At 66.5% G+C, this 19,283-nt stretch carries 18 protein-coding genes; 6 read left to right on the forward strand and 12 right to left on the reverse strand.

All coding sequences use genetic code 11. The features are described 5' to 3' along the window. Positions 1 to 89 precede the first annotated feature (89 nt). Positions 90 to 617 carry a DUF2271 domain-containing protein gene (locus DACI_RS25560; protein WP_012206855.1) on the reverse strand — a complete coding sequence of 176 codons (528 nt, stop codon included), beginning with the start codon at positions 615 to 617 and terminating at the stop codon, positions 90 to 92. Positions 618 to 637: 20 nt separating this feature from the next. Beyond that, positions 638 to 1,276: a PepSY-associated TM helix domain-containing protein gene (locus DACI_RS25565; protein ID WP_012206856.1), complete on the reverse strand. Its 639-nt coding sequence runs from the start codon at positions 1,274 to 1,276 to the stop codon at positions 638 to 640. 370 nt (positions 1,277 to 1,646) lie between these two features. On the opposite strand from DACI_RS25565, the gene DACI_RS25575 reads away from it, so the two are divergent. From DACI_RS25575 to DACI_RS25585, 3 genes are all read left to right on the forward strand, one after another. Further along, positions 1,647 to 2,723: a Bug family tripartite tricarboxylate transporter substrate binding protein gene (locus DACI_RS25575; protein ID WP_012206857.1), complete on the forward strand. Its 1,077-nt coding sequence runs from the start codon at positions 1,647 to 1,649 to the stop codon at positions 2,721 to 2,723. Between the two features lie 220 nt (positions 2,724 to 2,943). Then, positions 2,944 to 3,249, forward strand: a complete 306-nt coding sequence (locus DACI_RS25580) for a winged helix-turn-helix transcriptional regulator (protein ID WP_012206858.1) — start codon at positions 2,944 to 2,946, stop codon at positions 3,247 to 3,249. 109 nt (positions 3,250 to 3,358) lie between these two features. Beyond that, positions 3,359 to 3,712: an FKBP-type peptidyl-prolyl cis-trans isomerase gene (locus DACI_RS25585; protein ID WP_012206859.1), complete on the forward strand. Its 354-nt coding sequence runs from the start codon at positions 3,359 to 3,361 to the stop codon at positions 3,710 to 3,712. A gap of 117 nt (positions 3,713 to 3,829) precedes the next feature. On the opposite strand, the gene DACI_RS25590 is transcribed toward DACI_RS25585, so the two are convergent. The 4 genes from DACI_RS25590 to ppsA all read right to left on the reverse strand — a co-directional run bounded on the left by DACI_RS25590 (position 3,830) and on the right by ppsA (position 9,421). Beyond that, the gene (locus DACI_RS25590; RefSeq protein ID WP_012206860.1) at positions 3,830 to 4,354 is read right to left on the reverse strand and encodes a hypothetical protein; all 525 of its coding nucleotides are present in this window, start codon (positions 4,352 to 4,354) and stop codon (positions 3,830 to 3,832) included. 186 nt (positions 4,355 to 4,540) lie between these two features. Then, positions 4,541 to 6,640, reverse strand: a complete 2,100-nt coding sequence (locus DACI_RS25595) for a VC_2705 family sodium/solute symporter (protein WP_012206861.1) — start codon at positions 6,638 to 6,640, stop codon at positions 4,541 to 4,543. Further along, positions 6,633 to 7,013 carry a DUF4212 domain-containing protein gene (locus DACI_RS25600; RefSeq protein WP_012206862.1) on the reverse strand — a complete coding sequence of 127 codons (381 nt, stop codon included), beginning with the start codon at positions 7,011 to 7,013 and terminating at the stop codon, positions 6,633 to 6,635. The genes DACI_RS25595 and DACI_RS25600 overlap by 8 nt, the downstream gene beginning before the upstream one ends. Positions 7,014 to 7,030: 17 nt before the next feature. Then, the gene (gene ppsA, locus DACI_RS25605; protein WP_012206863.1) at positions 7,031 to 9,421 is read right to left on the reverse strand and encodes a phosphoenolpyruvate synthase; all 2,391 of its coding nucleotides are present in this window, start codon (positions 9,419 to 9,421) and stop codon (positions 7,031 to 7,033) included. Between the two features lie 209 nt (positions 9,422 to 9,630). On the opposite strand from ppsA, the gene ppsR reads away from it, so the two are divergent. Further along, positions 9,631 to 10,452, forward strand: a complete 822-nt coding sequence (gene ppsR, locus DACI_RS25610; protein ID WP_012206864.1) for a posphoenolpyruvate synthetase regulatory kinase/phosphorylase PpsR — start codon at positions 9,631 to 9,633, stop codon at positions 10,450 to 10,452. 15 nt (positions 10,453 to 10,467) lie between these two features. Here ppsR and DACI_RS25615 read toward each other — a convergent pair whose 3' ends face one another. Then, positions 10,468 to 11,412, reverse strand: coding sequence for a LysR family transcriptional regulator (locus DACI_RS25615; RefSeq protein ID WP_012206865.1), 945 nt, complete (start codon positions 11,410 to 11,412; stop codon positions 10,468 to 10,470). A gap of 144 nt (positions 11,413 to 11,556) precedes the next feature. On the opposite strand from DACI_RS25615, the gene DACI_RS25620 reads away from it, so the two are divergent. Further along, on the forward strand, positions 11,557 to 11,835 hold the full coding sequence (locus DACI_RS25620) for a DUF2798 domain-containing protein (protein ID WP_043782617.1): 279 nt from the start codon (positions 11,557 to 11,559) through the stop codon (positions 11,833 to 11,835). Positions 11,836 to 11,883: 48 nt separating this feature from the next. Here the strand turns inward: DACI_RS25620 and DACI_RS25625 are convergent, their stop codons facing one another. The 5 genes from DACI_RS25625 to ahpC form a co-directional block, all read right to left on the reverse strand. Then, positions 11,884 to 13,008, reverse strand: coding sequence for a hemin-degrading factor (locus DACI_RS25625; RefSeq protein ID WP_012206867.1), 1,125 nt, complete (start codon positions 13,006 to 13,008; stop codon positions 11,884 to 11,886). After that, the gene (locus DACI_RS25630; protein ID WP_043783655.1) at positions 13,005 to 13,376 is read right to left on the reverse strand and encodes a hypothetical protein; all 372 of its coding nucleotides are present in this window, start codon (positions 13,374 to 13,376) and stop codon (positions 13,005 to 13,007) included. The genes DACI_RS25625 and DACI_RS25630 overlap by 4 nt, the downstream gene beginning before the upstream one ends. 66 nt (positions 13,377 to 13,442) lie before the next feature. Continuing rightward, the gene (locus tag DACI_RS25635) at positions 13,443 to 15,731 is read right to left on the reverse strand and encodes a TonB-dependent hemoglobin/transferrin/lactoferrin family receptor (RefSeq protein ID WP_012206869.1); all 2,289 of its coding nucleotides are present in this window, start codon (positions 15,729 to 15,731) and stop codon (positions 13,443 to 13,445) included. Positions 15,732 to 16,133: 402 nt separating this feature from the next. After that, positions 16,134 to 17,690, reverse strand: coding sequence for an alkyl hydroperoxide reductase subunit F (gene ahpF, locus DACI_RS25640; protein WP_012206870.1), 1,557 nt, complete (start codon positions 17,688 to 17,690; stop codon positions 16,134 to 16,136). Between the two features lie 103 nt (positions 17,691 to 17,793). Beyond that, the gene (gene ahpC, locus DACI_RS25645; RefSeq protein ID WP_012206871.1) at positions 17,794 to 18,357 is read right to left on the reverse strand and encodes an alkyl hydroperoxide reductase subunit C; all 564 of its coding nucleotides are present in this window, start codon (positions 18,355 to 18,357) and stop codon (positions 17,794 to 17,796) included. Positions 18,358 to 18,725: 368 nt separating this feature from the next. On the opposite strand from ahpC, the gene bfr reads away from it, so the two are divergent. Then, on the forward strand, positions 18,726 to 19,202 hold the full coding sequence (bfr, locus tag DACI_RS25650; protein ID WP_012206872.1) for a bacterioferritin: 477 nt from the start codon (positions 18,726 to 18,728) through the stop codon (positions 19,200 to 19,202). Positions 19,203 to 19,283: the final 81 nt, after the last annotated feature.

The raw sequence follows: 19,283 nt of genomic DNA on the forward strand, positions 1-19,283 counted from the left end.
TTGGTTCGTGGATGGGTCTGGCACGTGCAGCGATGGCGTCGTCCCCCTCGTGAGGGGGAAGACGCACAGCGCCTCAGCGGCTTTCAATTTCAAGGCTTGAGTTCGAGGCTGATCTCGCCCAGCTCGCTGCTGCCCTTGGCGCTCAGTTGCTCGGCCTTGGCCGCGGGCCACTTGAAGGGCACGGTGACCACTTCGCGGCCGCCGACTTCGCGCGCGGCCTCGACCACGAGCTTGTATTCACCGGGCGGCAGCTTGGCGAAGGGGTTGGCGCCTTCGGTGAAGCTCAGCTGGTGCTTGCCCACGGGACGCGTGGGGCTGGTCACGCCATCGATCGGCAACGTCAGGTCACGGCCCGTGCGGCGCCACCACTGGCGCATGTCCTTGAGCCACTTCGTGCCTTCGGCATTGCGCATCTTCACGTCGTACCAGACCGACAGCGTGGAGGCCACCGAGGCGTCGGCGCGCTCGATCCACACGGCCACGTAGGGGCGGTGGTATTCGGCGACATCCAGGCGCGGAATTTCCACGCCCACGTTCAGGCCGGCGGCAAAGACCGGGACCGCGCCCAGGCAGGCGCCAAGCGCCATGGTGTAGCGCAGAGAGAAGTGCGGATTCATTGGCAAGGCTCTTTCGGTTCTCAGTGGATCAACAGGAGGGCCAGCAACATGGGAATCACCAGCCCCATGCCGACCATGGGCCAGGTGAAGGGGCGGTTGCCTGCATGCATCTTCAGGATGAACAGGCCCGTGACGGTGAACACCAGGCAGGCTGCGGCAAAGATGTCGATGAACCAGCTCCAGGCGGCGCCCGTGTTGCGGCCCTTGTGCAGGTCGTTCAGATAGGCGATCCAGCCCCGGTCGGTGCGCTCGTATTCGGCCTCGCCATCGGCCAGGGCAACGCGCACCCAGGCATCGCCGCCGGGGCGTGGCAGGGAGACATAGAGTTCGTCGGCCGTCCATTCGGCCTCGCGGCCCTCGGCCTCAAGGCCCCACTGGCCGCGCACCCAGTCCGCAAACGGCGCAGGCACGGGTGCCCGGTCGCGCGGCTGGCTGGCCTGCTGCTGGACCAACTGCACGCGCAGCGCATCGGGCAATGCCGCCTCGCCCCGCACGATGCGCGGCCTGGACTCGATCTGCCCCGCATGGTTGAGCGTGAACCCCGTGACGGCGAACAGCAGCATGCCGATCAGGCACAGCGCGGAGCTGACCCAGTGCCACTCGTGCAGTGTCTTGAGCCAGTAGGAACGGCGCCGAGGGTCCGGTTTGGGGGATGTCATCGCAACAGAAAAAGGCGGAAGCGCCACGTGGCGTCAACCATCACGGATGGCGGGCACGGGAGCCCAGGAAAGGAAAGGCCCGGGGATTCTACCGCCCACAAATAAGAATTGATCGCATTTACACAAGCTTTACCGGCTTAATCGACATCTGTGTCACGGCGCTCCATTTCCGCTCCTTGCCCCCGGGGCGGGCGAGCCGCCGCGCATCCCGGGACAGCGATGCACCGTCGGTTGGCCTGCACCTGACGCATCTGGCCCCCAGGCCCCAGGCAGCCTGCGTTATGTCAGCCAGCTGACGCATATGCTTACATAATCCGCCTTTCTGATTCATTTGCGCCCACAATGGCGCGCGAACCCGATTGGAGACTGCATGCGCCTTCCGAGCTTTTCGCAAACCGCCGCCGACGCCACCCCTGCCGCTGACGGCACGCGCCAGAACCGCCGCCAGATGCTGGCCCAGGGCGCTGCCCTGGCCATGCTGTGCTCTCCGCTGGCCCATGCCGCGCCGCCAGCGGCAGCACCTGCAGCCCATGCGCCACGGGCTGCCGGCAGCGCCCAGCGCGTGGCGACCAGCCTGCGCATCGTCATTCCGGCCAATGCCGGTGGCGGCTGGGACCAGACCGGCCGCGCATTGGGCGCGGCCCTGGTGGCCAGCGGCGCGGCCGAGCGCGTGGAGTATGAAAACGTGGGCGGCAAGGGAGGCACCATCGGCCTGGCCCAGTTTGCCGAGCGCCATGGCAAGGACCCCGACGCCTTGCTGATAGGCGGCATGGTGATGGTCGGTGCGGTGGCACTGCAAAAGCCGGCCGTCAACATGTCGCATGTGCAGCCGATTGCCCGCCTGACCAGCGACTACCTGGTCGTGGCCGTACCGGCCGACTCCCCCATCCGCAATGCCAAGGACCTGGTGGCCGCGCTGCGCAGCGACCTGGCCCACCAGTCGTTTGCGGGAGGCTCGGCAGGCGGCGTGGACCACATGTTCGCCGGCCTGCTCACGCGCGCGGCCAAGGCGGCGCCCGAGCAACTGGTCTACAAGCCCTTTCCTGGCGGCGCCCAGGTGGTGGAGGCCTTGCTCAAGGGCGATGCGCGCATGGGCGTGTCCGGCTACAGCGAGTTCAGCGAGGCGCTGGCCAGCGGCAAGCTGCGCGCCATCGGCGTGTCCTCGCGCCGCAGCCTGTTCGGCCTGCCCTCGTTCCGCGAGCAGGGGCTGGATGCGGACATGGCCAACTGGCGCGCCGTCTTCACCGGCAAGCAGGTCAGCGCCGCACGTGCCCAGGCCCTGCTGGGCGCCGTGGAGCAGGCCACGCAGCACGAGAGCTGGCAACGCGCCCTGCGCCAGAACCGCTGGGAGCCTTCCTGGCAGGCGGGCCGCGATTTCAACGGCTTTCTGGAGCTGGAGCACACCACGGCCAGCGTGATGACCTATCTGCTCAAACTCAAGAGCTGAGAAACCGCCGCGCAGCGGGCAGGCCACGTGGCGGGTCTGCAACACTGGCTTGGTCATACGCGTATTCCTCTAGCGTGGGGCATTGCCGCTGTGGGTTTTGAGCTACCAAACTTGTAGCAGAATGAATCCAGAGCTATAGTTCCCCGGGACTTGGCTCGGCGCGCGCCCCACCCGGACGCACCCGCCGGCTCACCCACACCATTGCGCAAGGAGAAGCGTCATGAGCTCCAAGGAAAACGCCGCCATCAACCAGCTGTTCGAGAAACTCGAATGCCGCTACGCGTTGCGCGTGCTGTGGGCGCTGCGTGACGGCCATCCTCAGACCTTTCGACTGCTGCAAGACAGCGTGGGCGGCATCACGCCCAACACGCTGAACACCCGCATCAAGGAGCTGCGCGAGTGCGGGCTGCTGGAGCATGGCTCCGACGGCTACACCGTGACGCTGGCCGGCCAGGACCTGCTCAAGCGCCTGTCCGATGTGCAGGCGTTTGCCAACCGCTGGGTGGCCGCGCGCGCCAAGAAGTGATGTCAGGCCGGGCGCGGCACCAGGCGCCACGGCCTCTTCCCGCGCAGGGCCACCGGCCCGCCGGGTCGTCTCCTTTCCCCCTACCGTTTCTCTCTCAAGGAATACCACCATGGCTTTCACCACCACCGCATCCGGCCTGCAGTATGAAGACACCGTCGTGGGCGACGGCGCCGAAGCCCAGCGCGGCCGCAGCGTGACCGTGCACTACACGGGCTGGCTCTACAACAACGGCGTGCAGGGCGCCAAGTTCGACTCCAGCAAGGACCGCAACGATCCCTTCGTCTTCCCCCTGGGCGGCGGCATGGTGATCAAGGGCTGGGACGAAGGCGTGCAAGGCATGAAGGTGGGCGGCCAGCGCACCCTGATCATCCCGGCCGAACTGGGCTATGGCGCCCGCGGCGCCGGCGGCGTGATCCCCCCCAACGCCACGCTGAAGTTCGACGTGGAGCTGCTGGCCGTCTGAGCCTGCACACACAGGTTCATGCAAGGGCAAGGTGCGAAGGCGCCTTGCCCTTTTTCATTGCCGGGCCGCCCCAAGATGAAAAGCGCACCCTCGGCGAGCGTGCGGGCCATTCCTCATTCAAGGTGCCTTACCGAACAGCGCCTCGTGCAGCGGCAGGTAGCTGGCAGGACTGGCCGCCTCGCGCAGGCGCGGTGCCAGCGCCACCAGCTGGTCGTAGCCCATGGCCGCTTCCACGGCAAGGTTGAGCCGGAACCCCTTCAGGCCCAGGTTGGCCGTGATGGCCACGGCCAGCGGATAGGCGTTGCGATAGCGCACGGCCAGCGATGGCTCGGACTGCGCGGGCGCATCGCCTGCCGAATCCGTGGACGAAGCCGCTGCAGCAGGCGCGGCAGGGACCGAAGGCACCGCGACGGCCACCACGCCCAGCCGGGGCTCGGCCGCGTCGCGCGGTGCCAGCCATTCGCGCTCCACCAGCGCCAAGATCTCGTCCTGCGTCACGCCCATGCCGGCCACGGCCTGCAGCACCTGCGCCAGGCTGCGTTGCCCGTCAAACAGCAAAAAGGCCGAGCGCAACCGGGGCGAGAGGTCGGCATGGCGTTCCTTGAATGCCTGTTGGCCGGCGGACGTTTTCACAAAATGCATGGCGGACGGGATTCTCTGCAATGGATCGGATCGGACACGGCTCGCAGCGTGTCATGAGCCTCCGGCTCCCAAAAGCGGGTTTTCCAGCACGCACGGGCTTCAGTGGGGCCGGCAATGATCCAGATCTGCCAAAAGCGCAAAAACGGGGCAGAAAATGGCCATCCTCCCGCCCGGCGGCCTCTGCCGTCAGGACGCTTTTGCGGGCACGGAACGCGCCAGTGCCCGGCGGCGCGGGTCCAGGCAGCTGACCAGCCAGGTCACCATCAGGCCGGCCGGCACGCCGAAGACGCCCGATGAAATCGGCTGTATGCCCCACCACAGGCGCGCGTGCAGCGCTTCGGGCAGCACGGGCTGCAGTGCCGGCACATGCGAGACCATGTAGTACAGCGTGACGCCCAGCCCTGCCAGCATGCCGGCCACGGCGCCCCGGCGCGTGGTGCCACGCCAGAAGATGCCCAGCACCATGGCCGGCACGAAGGCCGAGGCCGCCAGCGAGAACGATGCCGTGACCATGGGCAGGATGTCCGAGGAACGGCGCGAGGCCACGAAGGCGGCCGACAGCGCCATCACCAGCAGCGCGAACTTGGACAGGATCACGCGCTGCTCGGGCGAGGCGCGGCGGCGGCGCTCGCGAAAGTACAGGTCGCGCACCAGAGCGTTGCTGATGGTCAGCAGCAGTCCATCGGCCGTGGACAGCGCCGCAGCCAGGCCGCCGGCCGCCACCAGGCCGGAGACCACGTAGGGCATGCCGCCCAGCTCGGGCGTGGCCAGCATGATGAGGTCGGCGCCCATGCGGATCTCGCCGAACTGCAGCACGCCGTCGCCGTTGACATCCTCCACGGCCAGCAAGGAGGCATCCACCCTGGCCCACTGCGCCATCCAGTTGGGCAGCTCGTCAAAGCGGATGCCCACGAGGTTGTTCATGACCTCGAACTTGACCAGCACGGCCAGGGCCGGCGCGCTCATGTACAGCACGCCGATGAAGAACAGCGTCCAGCCCACCGAGGCCCGCGCCCCCGACACCGAGGGCGCCGTGTAGTAGCGCGTGAGCAAATGCGGCAGGCCGGCCGTGCCGGCCATGAGGCAGAACATCAGCGCCAGGAAGTTGCGCCGGCTGTCCTCGTAGATCTGCTGCTCCTGGGCCGATCCGTCGGGGTTGCCGGCGAATGGCAGGCTGTGCAGCGGGATGCCGCCCAGCGGCTTCTCGCGCTCGCGCATTTCCTGCAGCTGGCGTGTCCACAGCGCGCGCGCGGCCGCTTCGTCACGCGGCATGGCGGCCAGTTCGCGGCTGGCGGCCATGATGGCGCCGATATCGCCGCTGCGCGTGCGCAGATCGCGTATGCGCTCGGCCAGCGCCTGGCGCTCGGCGGCCAGAACGCGCGGCACGTCCTTGAGCTTGTCCTCCAGCACCTCGGCGCGCAGGCGGTAGGCGGCGATCACCTCCTGCTCGGCCGGCGAGTCCAGCAGGCGCTGCTCCATCTCCGCAATCTGGCTGAGCTGGGCCGTATAGGCCAGCGGCGCCACGGGATTGCCCATCTGCCGGTAGGCCAGCCAGGACACGGGGATCAGAAAGGCCAGCAGGATCACCACGTACTGCGCGACCTGGGTCCAGGTGATGGCGCGCATGCCGCCCAGGAAGGAGCACAGCAGCACGCCGCCCAGGCCCAGCATGATGCCGATCTCGAACTGCACGCCCGTCAGCCGCGAGGCGATCAGCCCCACGCCGTAGATCTGCGCCACCACATAGGTGAACGAGCAGATCACGGCCGCCAGCGCCGCGATCACGCGCGGCCAGCGCCCGCCGTAGCGCTGCTGGAAGAAATCGGGAATGGTGTAGAGCTTCATCGCCCGCAGGTGCGGCGCGATCAGCATGGCGACCAGGCAAAAGCCGCCCGTCCAGCCCAGCAGGTAGGCCAGTCCGCCGGCCTGGCCCGGCACGCCGGCAAAGCCCTGCAGGTACAGCGCCCCCGACAGGCTGATGAACGAGGCCGCGCTGACCCAGTCCGCCGCAGCCGCCATGCCGTTGTAGAAGGGTGGAATGCGCCGGCCCGCGACGTAGTACTCCTCGGGGTCGCTGGTGCGCAGGTACACGCCGATGGCCGCATAAACCATGACGGTGAAGAACAGGAAGATGGGGCCTATCCAGTGGCGGGACAGGCCTTGCTGCTCGGCCCAGAACATGAGGGCCAGAAAACCCAGCACGCCCAGCGTGTACAGGGCCACGATGCGGTGCAGCCGCCAGTGGGAGGAGTGGGAGGCCGCCGTCGGCGGGGCGCGCTCAGCCATGGCCGGGAGGCGATGGCGGTGCGGACGGTTGCGTATCGGCCGATGGGGATGCGGGAGCCGGTGCCGTCGCAAAAGCGGCCCGGGCCTCGCGGCGCTCGAAATGGTCCATGGACAGACAATAGACGATGACGATGGCCAGGAACATCAGGACTGCCCCCTGGGCCGCGAACCAGTAGGCCAGCGGCCAGTCGGGCATCAGCGCCTGCAGGTCGCGCGCGTAGTAGCAGGCGCCAAAGGAGACGGCCACCCAGACCGCGAACAGCACGGCCTTGAGCCACAGATGGCGGATGTCGTGCAGGTCGGGGGCGAAGGTCTCACCTTCGGACGGTCCCCCGACCGCGTCGTCATGCAAGTGCGCTTTCGGCGTATGCATGGCGACGCTGCCAGCCCTTACTGCGCCAGGCGCTGCCAGGTGGCGACCACGCTGTCGGGATTCAGCGAGATGGAGGCAATGCCTTCGTCAGCCAGCCATTGGGCGAAGTCCGGGTGGTCCGAAGGGCCCTGGCCGCAGATGCCCACGTACTTGCCCTGGTCCAGGCAGGCCTTGATGGCGCGCGACAGCATCTTGCGCACGGCCGGGTCGCGCTCGTCGAAGTCGGCAGCCAGCAGCTCCAGGCCGGAGTCGCGGTCCAGGCCCAGCGTCAGCTGGGTCAGGTCGTTGGAGCCGATGGAGAAGCCGTCGAAGAACTCGAGGAACTCGTCGGCCAGGATGGCGTTGGAGGGCACCTCGCACATCATGATGAGCTTGAGTTCGTTGTCGCCGCGCTTGAGGCCGTTGGCCGCCAGCAGCTGGGTGACGCGCTCGGCCTGCTTGAGCGTGCGCACGAACGGAATCATGATCTGCACGTTGGTCAGGCCCATGTCCTCGCGCACGCGGCGCAGTGCCTCGCACTCCATGCGGAAGGCCTCGCCGAAGTCCTCGGAGATGTAGCGCGCGGCGCCACGGAAGCCCAGCATGGGGTTCTCTTCCTCGGGCTCGTAGCGGCTGCCGCCGATGAGCTTGCGGTACTCGTTGGACTTGAAGTCCGACATGCGCACGATGACGGGCTTGGGCCAGAAGGCGGCGGCAATCGTCGCCACGCCTTCGGCGACCTTGTCCACGTAGAAGGCGCGCGGCGAGGCATGGCCACGGGCCACGGACTCCACGGCCTTCTTGAGGTCGGCATCCACGGCGGGATAGTCCAGGATGGCCTTGGGGTGCACGCCGATGTTGTTGTTGATGATGAACTCCAGGCGGGCCAGGCCCACGCCCTCGTTGGGCAGCTGGGCGAAGTCGAAGGCCAGCTGGGGGTTGCCCACGTTCATCATGATCTTGGTCTTGATGGCGGGCATCTCGCCACGCTGCACTTCGGTGATCTCGGTCTCGATCAGGCCGTCGTAGATCTTGCCGGTATCGCCTTCGGCGCAGCTGACGGTGACCAGGGTGCCGTCCTTGAGCAGGTCGGTGGCGTTGCCGCAGCCGACCACGGCCGGAATGCCCAGTTCGCGCGCAATGATGGCCGCGTGGCAGGTACGGCCGCCACGGTTGGTGACGATGGCCGAGGCGCGCTTCATCACCGGCTCCCAGTTGGGATCGGTCATGTCGGTCACCAGCACGTCGCCGGGCTGGACCTGGTCCATGTTGGCGATGTCATTGACCAGGCGCACGGGGCCCGTGCCGATCTTCTGGCCAATGGCGCGGCCTTCGGCCAGCACATTGCCCGTGCCCTTGAGGGCGTAGCGCTGCTCGGCCTGGCCCTTGGCCTGGCTCTTCACGGTCTCGGGGCGGGCCTGCAGGATGTAGAGCTGGCCGTCCGTGCCGTCCTTGCCCCACTCGATGTCCATGGGGCGGCCATAGTGCTGCTCGATGACCAGGGCATAGTGGGCCAGCTGCTGCACGTCCTCATCGGACAGCGAGTAGCGATTGCGCAGCTCATGGGCGACGTCGGTGGTCTTGACCAGCTTGCCGCTGGCGGCCTTTTCCTCGGGCGAGGCAAAGACCATCTGGATCAGCTTGGAGCCCAGGTTGCGGCGGATCAGGGCCTTCTTGCCGGCCTTGAGCATGGGCTTGTGCACATAGAACTCGTCAGGATTGACGGCGCCCTGCACCACGGTCTCGCCCAGGCCGTAGCTGGAGGTGATGAAGACCACTTCCTCGAAGCCCGATTCGGTGTCGATGGTGAACATCACGCCGGCCGCGCCCAGGTCGGAACGCACCATGCGCTGCACGCCGGCCGACAGGGCCACCACGTCGTGGGCAAAGCCCTTGTGCACGCGGTAGGAGATGGCGCGGTCGTTGTACAGCGAGGCGAACACTTCCTTCATCTTGTGCAGCACCGACTCGATGCCCACCACGTTCAGGAAGGTTTCCTGCTGGCCCGCGAACGAGGCGTCGGGCAGGTCTTCGGCCGTGGCCGAGGAACGCACGGCGAACGAGGCTGCCTCGTTGCCGCCCTGCAGGCGCACGAATTCCTCGCGGATGGCCTGCTCCAGATCGGCCGGGAAGGGCTGGTTCTCGACCAGGGCACGGATTTCGGCACCGACCTGGGCCAGGGCGCGGACATCTTCCACGTCCAGGGCGGCCAGCTTGGCACTGATCTTGTCGGCCAGGCCGTCGTGGGCCAGGAACTGGCGGAAGGCGTGGGCCGTGGTGGCAAAGCCCGTGGGAACGCGCACGCCCTGCGGCAGCTGCGAGATCATTTCGCCGAGCGAGGCGTTCTTGCCGCCTACGGACTCGACATCGGTCATCCTCAGTTGTTCAAACGGAACGACGAGGGCGGTGGCCTCGAACAGTTGAGACATGGGAAAGCTCCAGAAGTTGAAAACCGTCGTGCGCCGCCCCGGCTGCCAAAGCCGGGCACGGTCGATCCATCCACGCAGGCATGCGCGAGGCTTTGCTGTTCTGGTTGGAGGCCGGCAGCGAGCATGGATGGGAAATTGGGAATAATGGGCGCCATTGTAGGCGTTTGCCGTGAACCGACGGCAGCCCCCCTGTCCAGAGTCCGACCACCATGCACACCCACACCATCTTCGTCATCTCCGATGGCACTGGCATTACAGCCGAGACCTTCGGCACGGCCATCATGGCCCAGTTCGACACCAAGTCGCGCCTGGTCCGCATCCCCTTCGTGGACACCATGGACAAGGTGCACCAGGCCGTGCGCCAGATCAACCATGTGGCCGAGTCGGAAAGCCACAAGCCCATCGTCTTCACCACCCTGGTCAACCAGGACATGCTCGACCTGATCGAGTCCCAGTGCAAGGGCAAGGTGTTCGACATGTTCGGCACCTTCGTGCGGCCGCTGGAGCTGGAGCTGGGCCAGAAATCGCTGCACCGCGTGGGCCGCTTCGCCGACATCAGCGAGAGCAAGGAATACCTGGAGCGCATGGAGGCCATCAACTACACGCTGGCCCATGACGACGGCCAGACCCACCAGGACCTGACGGGCGCCGACGTGATCCTGGTCGGCGTGTCGCGCAGCGGCAAGACCCCCACCAGCCTGTACCTGGCCATGCAGTTCGGCCTCAAGGTGGCCAACTACCCGCTGATCCCCGAGGATTTCGAGCGCAAGCAGCTGCCGCCCGCCCTGGTGCCCTCGCGCAAGAAGCTGTTCGGCCTGACCATCGATCCGCAGCGCCTGTCCAGCATCCGCAACGAACGCCGGCCCGACTCCAAGTACGCCAGCCTCGTCAATTGCCGCTACGAGGTGGCCGAGGCCGAATCCATGATGCGCCGCAGCGGCATACCGTGGCTGTCGAGCACGACCAAGTCCATCGAGGAAATCGCCACCACCATCCTGCAGGAGGTGCTGCCCCAGCACCTGGGGCACTAGCCTCCCCTGCGCTGCTCAGGCCGGTACGTTCCAGCGCAGCATCGGCTGCTGCGGCAGCGTCTCGACCAGGTAGTCCACCAGGGCACGCACCTTGGTCGGCACGTACTGGCGGTCGCGAAAGCAGGCGAAGAAATCCAGCGTGGTGTCCTCGAAATGCAGCTGCCCCTTGCGGGCCGGACCCAGGGTTAGCGGCTGCAGCAGTCCTTCGCGCATGTAGCGGTGGGCAATGAAGCTGCCGATCCACACAATGCCGCCCCCGGCCACGGCCATCTCGGTCAGGGCATCCACGTCGCTGGCGATGGCGGTCACGCGCAGCTGCGGGTCCACGCGCTTGCCGTCGCGTGAAAACGGCCAGCGCATGAAACGGCCATCTGCCTCGCGCCGGTACAGCAGGCAGGCATGGTCCAGCAAATCCTGGGCCGTCCGTGGCCTGCCATGGGCCTGCAGATAGGCCGGTGATGCACACAGCACGCGCGGCACGGCCGCCAGCTGGCGCACGGCCATGCCGGGCTCCAGCACATCGCGGTAACGCACGCTGATGTCCACGTCTTCCTTGAGCACATCCACCTGCCGGTCCACCACCAGCAACTCCAGCTCCAGCCGGGGATGCTGCGCGGCAAAGACCGGCAGCAGCGGCGCCAGCACATGGCGGCCAAAGGCTGCCATGCAGGCGATGCGCAGCCGGCCCTGCAACTCGCCGTGCAGCTGGGACAGGTCGGACTGCGCTTTTTCCAGCTCCTGCAGCACGGGGCCCACGCGCGCCAGATAGCGCTCGCCCGCCTCGGTCAACGCCATGGATCGCGTGGTGCGCGTGATCAGCCGCGTGCCCAGCTCGCGCTCCAGCCGGGCGATGTTCTGGCTGGCCGCCGCCGGAGAAATGCCCAGCTGGCGCGCAGCCGAGGCAATGGAGCCGCCTTCCAGGGCTTTGACGAAGGTCTCGATGGAGCGCAGATTAGGCACAAAAAACTATGGATGAAAAATGGATTCATCAATATAGCTTACGAGTGCACCAAGCTGCAGCCCTCTACACGGCAGCATGGGCCTTGCCTACAGTCCTGCACTTGCCGCGCCGAATCGACAAGCGGCCTGACCGGATCCGTCTCCATGCCTCCTACCTCCGCCTCTGCCTCCATTTCCCCTGCAGCCCCCCGCAGCCGCAAGCTGCACCGCCGCTTCGCACCCGTCGTCTTTGCCTTCTACATGTCGGCAATCATGGCGTTTCTGATGTGCTGTGCCATCGTCGGCGCCAACAGCGGCCTGGGCGCCGACTACCTGCGGCGCGTGATACAGGCCTATGTGCTGGCCATGCCCGTGGCCTTTGTCTGCGTGATGGTGGTGCGTCCGCTGGTGGGCAAGCTGGTGGCCGCCACCGTGCATCTCTGACGCGGCCCGACGCAGGGCCGGACCGTTCTTTTCAGGGCCTGGGTGCGTTCAGGCCAGCGCCTGCGCTGCCAGGCGCGGCAGGCCTGCCACCAGTTCGCGCCAGCCGGGCAGCTCGGCCCGGCCCGGCTTGCGCTCGCCAAAGAACATGGCCATCAGGTCGCCCCGGGCATCGAAGGCCTCGACCGAGGTGACCACGCCATCGGCCGTGGGCTTTTGCACGGCCCAGACGCTGGCGATCAGATCGCAGCGCAGATGCAGGTTGAAATCCGGGTCCATCACATTGATCCATTGCGCGCCGCCGGGCGTGTCCATGGGCTGGATGTTGTGCACGGGGCCGGTGTGGATCTGGATGCAGCCGCCGCTGTCCACGAAGACCATGATGGGCAGGCCGTCCACGGCCGCATCGCCCAGCAACTGGGCCACGGACTCGGGCGCCAGCCGCGCGCAGTGGCCGGGCACCAGGCGGAAGGCCTGCTGGCGCTCGGCGCCAAACCGGCGCAGCAGATCGAAGAATTCATGCGTGTCCTGCATGGCGGCCCAGGCAGTGCTCAGGCCGGGCACGTCGATGGCCTCGTCGGCCTGCGGCAGCGCACGCGGGCGGGCATGGCGGAACAGGTAACCAGCGCTGGGCTCGGCGAAACGCTGCACCAGCGCCTCCCATGCCTGCAGGTCGGTGGACTCGCGCGCATGGACCTTGTGCACGGCACGGCCCTGCGCATTGAAGAACTGCAGGCTGCGCATGGCCGGCCTGCCGGCCTGGGCAGGCTGCTCGGTCACGGCATAGCCGGCATGCCATTGGGCAAAGAATATTCGCAGGTCGATGTCGCGGCCCAGGGCAAGGCCCACGCCGCCGTTGACCGAAAGCTTCTGATAGACCCCGGTCTTTTCGTGGACCGTGGACTCGTTGCGCGTCAGCGCCATCACGGGGCCGCAGTCCTGCAAGCCCTTCAGGATGGCCAGCCATTCGGCGCGCAGCGGCACGGCCTGGAGGCTGCCCTCATGCTGGCCCGCATGCGCGGCAATGGCGGCGCCTTCCGGCAGGCCCAGGGAATCGGCGGCCTCCTTGGCGCGCAGGCCACCCTGGCGCGCCCGCGCAAAGCGCTGGCGGACTGCGGGAGCATCGACGGGAATCAGGAGCCCGCCCTCCTCGGCATCGTGGACGGCGCTGCTCATTGCAGGGTGTCCAGCGGTGCGTGCCAGAGCGCATGGGGCACCGGCTGGGCTGCATGGACTCCGGGCAGAGACACTCCGGCCTCAGACACGGCGCGGTGCGAGCGCGACGGCGCGCCCGCATCGGCCACTGCCTGCCAGCGTTGCTGCAGCCGCCCCAGCAGGGCGCGCATGTCATGGGACAAGCCGCCCGCGCAGGCCAGGTTTTCGAGCTGCTCGGCCACCCGGGCGGCCATGGCCGGCCTATGGGTGTCGCAGCAGCCGTGGCCGAAGCCGGTCATCAGGGCCAGCGTGGCAGCCAGCGCGGCCTCGTTCTCGGGCAGCAGGTATTCCTCGTCCTGGGCAAGGCTCTCACTCTTGGATGGATGCATGGGGTTCTCCTTGCGTTTCAGTTGGTAGCGTTGCACATGCATGCGCCCGCGCCACAGGCGCATGCTTCAGAAATCCTTGACCATCGACACCCGCACATGGCGGCCGGGCTGGCTGTAGGCGTCGGCAATCGCCGTGCTGGCAGCCAGGCCGCGCACATCGGCCCAGCGCCAATACTTCTTGTCGGTCAGGTTGTAGATGCCGGCGTTCAGGCGCAGGTCGGGGCGTATGCGCCACTGGGCACTCAGGTCGGCCACGGTGGCCGAGGGGCTGAGCCAGGCGGCGCTGCCGTTGGACACGTCGCCGGCCTTCTTGCCGCTCCAGTGCGAGACGTTGAACTGCACGCCCACGGCAGAGCGCTCATAGCGCACGCCCAGCACCAGTTGCTGGGGCGAGATGGTGTCCAGCGGCTTGTCGGACTGCGTGTCCTTGCCGTCGGTATAGCCGTAGGCCAGGCGCGTCTGCCAGTCGCCGCCGGCCCAGCGGCCCCAGTCGTAATCGGCCTTGAGTTCGAAGCCGCTGATGCGGGCGCGGCCCACGTTGATGGACTGGTAGATGGCGGGGTTGGCCGCGTTGCCGGGCTGGCCCGCAACCAACTGCTGGTCGACGATGAAGTCCTTGTAGCGCCCCGTGAACACGGCGGCGTCCAGGCGCAGCCTGTCCAGGCGCCCGCGCAGGCCCAGCTCGAAGGTCTGGCTCTTTTCGGGCCGCAGGTTGGGATTCGGGATGTTGCGGTAGAACGCCACCGGGTTCTCGAAGAAGGCGTTGATCTGGCCGGCATTGGGCGCCCGGAAACCTGCCGCATAGTTGCCATAGACGGACCAGACCGGGCTGGCCTGCAGCATCACGCCCAGCTTGGGCGAGAGCGCGGAGTCCGAGTTGCTGACCACGGCGGGCACAAAGCCGCTCTGCCGGGGCTTGATGCTGTAGTGCTCGGCGCGCAGGCCCGGGGTCACGCTCCAGGGGCCGTTGTGCAGTTCGGCCTGGGCGAACAGGGCGGTGGCGCTTTCGGTGGTGTCGGGGAAGCGCTTGAGCGGGAAGCTCTCGCCCACGGGCGGCGTGATGCCGTTTTGCGCGTTGACCACCTTGTTGCGGAGGTAGTCCAGCCCGTAGGTGAACTTGCCGCTGGCCGAAGAACTCCAGCGCAGCAGGCGGCTGGCCTGGGCGTGCAGCTGGATCGCGTCCTCGTCATAGGTCACGTCGCGCTCGCGGTAGGGCAGGCCGATGCGCGTCTCGGTGACGAATTCGCGCGCGTCGGACTTCTGGTAGCTGGCCATCAGCTGCAGTTCGTCGGCCAGCGCCGTGCCCAGCTGCTGCCACTGGCCCTGCCAGCTGGCCCGCCAGCGCTTCATGTCGGTGCGCGAGTCGGAATTGGCCACGGTAGCCGAGCGCGCGGACAGCAGGGCGTAGTCGGCGCGCTTGTCCACGTTCTCGAAGGTGAAGACATGCTTTTGCACGGCGCTGGGCGTGAAGACCAGGCGACCCATCAGCGATTCGCTGCGGTCTTTCTCGGGATTGGGCGTGGTGCGCGCCGCGCCCGTCACGTTGTTCGTGCCCATGTTCTCCAGCGCGTGCGAGCGGCCCAGGCCCGCCGACAGCAGCCATGCCCATTCGGGGCTGGCACGGCCCGCCACGGTGGCGCCCAGCTTGCGGCCGTTGTCCGAGCCGTCATAGCCGGCAGCCACGCGGCCGGCTATGCGCTTGTCCTTGCCCAGCAGATCGTCCGGCTGCACGGTCACGAAGTTGACCAGGCCGCCCATGCCGTCCGATCCATACAGCGCGGGCGTGGAGCCGCGCAGGATTTCCACGCGCTGCACCAGGCCCAGGTCCAGGTAGTCGCGGCCGAAGCTGTTGGCGCTGAAGCTGTAGCTGCGCGGCAGGCGCACGCCATCGACCAGCATGAGCACGCGGTTGCCATCCAGGCCACGGATGTTGAAGCCGCTGTTCTGGTCACGCCCGGCCGGAGAGGCCGCCAGCGAGAAGCGCGCCGGGGCACGCGGCACCTCGACATTGGGCAGCAGGTTGACCATCTCGCGGATGTCGCTGGCCTGCTCGCGTTCCATGCGGCCGGCGTCGATCACGTCGATGCTCATGGGCAGGGTGTCAGGGTCCTGCACCTCGCGCGAGGCGCTGATCACCATCTCCTTGAGGGCCGGGGCACGGGTCCGTGCCCCGGACGCGGCCTGCGCCAGCAATTGCGTGTCGGCATCTCCGGCATTTGCAACGTCTGCGGCGTCTGCGGCGGCCTGCCCCGGCTCCTGGGCCAGGGCAGCGGAGGCGCACAGCAGCGCGCAGGCGGCGGCCAGGGGATGGCGCGCCCGCCGGGCGCTTGATTGCATTGCGAAGTCGTAAGCCATTGCGAAGCCCTCTCTCTCTGATCAACATGGATGTGCGAGAGCTGGCTTCTGCTTGCAGCGGCTGGCGGGTGGTCCGCCAGCCGTTGGCGCGTCATGTGCTGGCTGGATGAAGAAAAATTATATGCGAATAGTTCTCATTTATTGGTTTGACCTGGCGCATGGGCCCCGGAACAAACCCTGCTGGCGCCGCGTGCCGCCAGGCAGCTATCTGCGCGACACCCACTGCGACAAGGCCCGCGCCTGAAGACGCGGGCATGAAAAACAGCCCCCGCCCTCCCCTTGCTGCGCCAGGCCTTCTGCCCCTGGCAGGGCGATGAAAAAAGGGCCCGGATGCCATGGCATCCGAGCCCTTTCTCCGGCTTGCTCCGCACCATGGCGGAGCAGCAACTGGTCAATGGCTGGTCAGTGGCGGATCAGGTGGTCGAAGGCCGACAGCGCAGCCGTGGAGCCGGCACCGGCAGCGATGATGATCTGCTTGTACGGCACGTTGGTGCAGTCGCCTGCGCCGAACACGCCGGGCACGCTGGTGTGGCCCTTGGCGTCGATCACGATCTCGCCGAAGCGTGTCAGCTCCACCGTGCCCTTGAGCCAGTCGGTGTTGGGCAGCAGGCCGATCTGCACGAAGATGCCTTCCAGCGCCACGGTCTTGACCTCTTCCGTCGTGCGGTCCTTGTAGGTCAGGCCGGTGACCTTCTTGCCATCGCCGTTGACCTCGGTGGTCTGGGCGTTGAGGATGACCGTGACGTTGGGCAGGCTGCGCAGCTTCTTTTGCAGCACGGCGTCGGCCTTGAGCTCGCTGGCGAACTCCAGCAGCGTCACGCTGCGCACGATGCCGGCCAGGTCGATGGCCGCTTCCACGCCCGAATTGCCGCCGCCGATCACGGCCACATTCTTGCCCTTGAACAAGGGACCGTCGCAGTGCGGGCAGTAGGTCACGCCCTTGGTGCGGTACTTGTCCTCGCCCGGCACGTTCATGTTGCGCCAGCGCGCGCCGGTCGAGAGGATGACGGTCTTGGCCTTGAGGCTGGCGCCCGAGGCGGTCTGCACCTCGATCAGCCCGCCTTCCGTGGCAGCCGGAATCAGTTTGGACGCCGTCTGCAGGTTCATGATGTCCACCTCGTAGTCGCGCACATGGCGCTCCATGGCGGCGGCCAGTTGCGGGCCTTCGGTCTTGGAGACCGAGATGAAGTTCTCGATGTCCACGGTGTCCAGCACCTGGCCACCGAAGCGCTCGGCGGCGATGCCGGTGCGGATGCCCTTGCGCGCCGCATAGATGGCAGCCGCGGCGCCGGCCGGGCCGCCGCCGACGATCAGCACGTCGAAGGCATCCTTGGCGGAAATCTTGGCCGCTTCACGCGAAGCGGCGCCGGTATCGACCTTGGCCACGATCTCGGCCAGCTCCATGCGGCCCTGGCCGAAGCGCTCGCCGTTCACAAAGACGGTGGGCACGCCCATGACTTCGCGCTGCTCGACTTCCTTCTGGAACAGCCCGCCGTCGATGGCGGTATGGCTGATCTTGGGGTTGAGCACGGACATCAGGTTCAGCGCCTGCACCACGTCGGGACAGTTGTGGCAGGACAGCGAGTAATAGGTCTCGAAGTGCAGCGGCACGTCGATATTGCGCACCTGCTCCAGCAGCTCGGCCGATTCCTTGGACGGATGGCCGCCGACCTGCAGCAGGGCCAGCACCAGCGAGGTGAATTCATGGCCCAGGGGGACGCCTGCGAAACGCACGCCGCTGTCCACGCCGGGATTGGTGATCAGGAACGAGGGCTTGCGCACCTCGGCGTCGTTGTGCTCGACGACGGTGATCTTGTCGCTCAGCTCGCGGATTTCCAGCAGCAGTTCCTTCAGCTCGCGCGCACCCTGGCTGTCATCCAGCGAAGCCACCAGCTCCACCGGACGCTGCAGGCGCTCCAGGTAGGCCTGCAATTGGGCTTTCAGGTTGTTGTCAAGCATGTCGGACTCCTAGGGAAATACGAATTTTCGGAAAAAAAAGCCCGGGCGCCAGGCACCCGGGCGTCTTCAACAGTTCAACTGTGAACAGGAAGCGGTGTACCGCTTAGATCTTGCCGACCAGGTCGAGCGAGGGAGCCAGGGTCTTGTCGCCTTCTTCCCACTTGGCGGGGCAGACTTCACCGGGGTGGTTGCGGACGTACTGGGCAGCCTTGACCTTGCGCAGCAGATCGACGGCGTTGCGGCCAATGCCTTCGGCGGTGATTTCCACGGCCTGGATCACGCCATCGGGATCGACGATGAAGGTGCCGCGGTCAGCCAGGCCCTGGCCGGGACGCAGGACTTCGAAGTTGTTGCTGATTTCCCAGGTGGGGTCGCCCAGCATCGTGTACTTGATCTTGCGGATGGTGTCCGACGTGTCGTGCCATGCCTTGTGCACGAAGTGGGTGTCGGTGGACACGGAGAAGACTTCCACGCCCAGCTTTTGCAGTTCGTCGTAATGGTCGGCCACGTCGCCCAGTTCGGTGGGGCACACGAAGGTGAAGTCAGCGGGGTAGAAGAAGAACACGGCCCACTTGCCCAGGACGTCCTTTTCGGTCACTTCGATGAACTTGCCATTCTTGAAGGCCTGCGTCTTGAAGGGCTTGATTTGGGTGTTGATCACGGACATTGCTGTTTCCTTTGTGGTTGGTGAGTGAACACAGGACGAAGTCTAGGCCCAGGCAATCGATTGATCCAATGAATTGATTGAATTCATACGATTGTCAAAAACTATGTGAACATCCTTGGTCTCCAGGCCTGCGGGCTTGACCAGCCTGCCACCGGCCTGAAGAGGCTATTTTGGGCCGAAATATGACAAGGCAATGCAGCAACGCCGCAGCCGCGTCGGCAGCCGGCCCGCAAACGAGAACGCGCCTCATAAGCAGCCAATGCGCGATAACAGGGGTTTGCTTGATCTGACGCAGAAACCCTAGACAATCCAGCCCTATAGCGGCCGGCGATCGGCGCGGTCCCCCACGTACAACAAAGGAGTTCCCCATGCAAGGCGACGCACAAGTCATCACCTGGCTGCAAGCCCAGCTCAAGAACGAGCTGACGGCCATCAACCAGTACTTCCTGCACTACCGCATGTACAAGCACTGGGGCTTCGACAGGCTGGCCAAGAAGGAATACAAGGAGTCCATCGGCGAGATGAAGCACGCCGACTGGCTCATGGACCGCATCTTCGTGCTCGACGGCCTGCCCAACCTGCAGGACCTGGGCAAGCTGCAAGTCGGCGAGGACGTGCCCGAAGCCCTGGCTTGCGACCTGAGCAGCGAGAAAACCGCGCAGCAGACCATCAAGGACGGCATCGCCCACTGCGAAAGCGTGCGCGACTATGTCTCGCGCGATCTGCTGCAAAAGATCCTGGACGATACCGAGGAGCACATCGACTACCTCGAAACCCAGCTGGACCTGATCGACAAGGTCGGCATCCAGAACTACCTGCAGTCGCAGATGGACGAAGAGTCCTGAGCATCGGACTCAGGGGCGGCGGCACAGGCCGCACCCCCCACTCGAAACGACGGGCCTGTGTGCCCGTTTTTTCATCTTCTG

Source organism: Delftia acidovorans SPH-1, assembly GCF_000018665.1.
GTDB lineage: Bacteria > Pseudomonadota > Gammaproteobacteria > Burkholderiales > Burkholderiaceae_C > Comamonas > Comamonas acidovorans.

Coding starts and splice junctions, on each gene's coding strand:
- DACI_RS25560 (WP_012206855.1), bottom strand. CDS start 617: ATGAATCCGCACTTCTCTCTGCGCTACACCATGGCGCTTGGCGCCTGC.
- DACI_RS25565 (WP_012206856.1), bottom strand. CDS start 1,276: ATGACATCCCCCAAACCGGACCCTCGGCGCCGTTCCTACTGGCTCAAG.
- DACI_RS25575 (WP_012206857.1), top strand. CDS start 1,647: ATGCGCCTTCCGAGCTTTTCGCAAACCGCCGCCGACGCCACCCCTGCC.
- DACI_RS25580 (WP_012206858.1), top strand. CDS start 2,944: ATGAGCTCCAAGGAAAACGCCGCCATCAACCAGCTGTTCGAGAAACTC.
- DACI_RS25585 (WP_012206859.1), top strand. CDS start 3,359: ATGGCTTTCACCACCACCGCATCCGGCCTGCAGTATGAAGACACCGTC.
- DACI_RS25590 (WP_012206860.1), bottom strand. CDS start 4,354: ATGCATTTTGTGAAAACGTCCGCCGGCCAACAGGCATTCAAGGAACGC.
- DACI_RS25595 (WP_012206861.1), bottom strand. CDS start 6,640: ATGGCTGAGCGCGCCCCGCCGACGGCGGCCTCCCACTCCTCCCACTGG.
- DACI_RS25600 (WP_012206862.1), bottom strand. CDS start 7,013: ATGCATACGCCGAAAGCGCACTTGCATGACGACGCGGTCGGGGGACCG.
- ppsA (WP_012206863.1), bottom strand. CDS start 9,421: ATGTCTCAACTGTTCGAGGCCACCGCCCTCGTCGTTCCGTTTGAACAA.
- ppsR (WP_012206864.1), top strand. CDS start 9,631: ATGCACACCCACACCATCTTCGTCATCTCCGATGGCACTGGCATTACA.
- DACI_RS25620 (WP_043782617.1), top strand. CDS start 11,557: ATGCCTCCTACCTCCGCCTCTGCCTCCATTTCCCCTGCAGCCCCCCGC.
- DACI_RS25625 (WP_012206867.1), bottom strand. CDS start 13,008: ATGAGCAGCGCCGTCCACGATGCCGAGGAGGGCGGGCTCCTGATTCCC.
- DACI_RS25630 (WP_043783655.1), bottom strand. CDS start 13,376: ATGCATCCATCCAAGAGTGAGAGCCTTGCCCAGGACGAGGAATACCTG.
- DACI_RS25635 (WP_012206869.1), bottom strand. CDS start 15,731: ATGGCTTACGACTTCGCAATGCAATCAAGCGCCCGGCGGGCGCGCCAT.
- ahpF (WP_012206870.1), bottom strand. CDS start 17,690: ATGCTTGACAACAACCTGAAAGCCCAATTGCAGGCCTACCTGGAGCGC.
- ahpC (WP_012206871.1), bottom strand. CDS start 18,357: ATGTCCGTGATCAACACCCAAATCAAGCCCTTCAAGACGCAGGCCTTC.
- bfr (WP_012206872.1), top strand. CDS start 18,726: ATGCAAGGCGACGCACAAGTCATCACCTGGCTGCAAGCCCAGCTCAAG.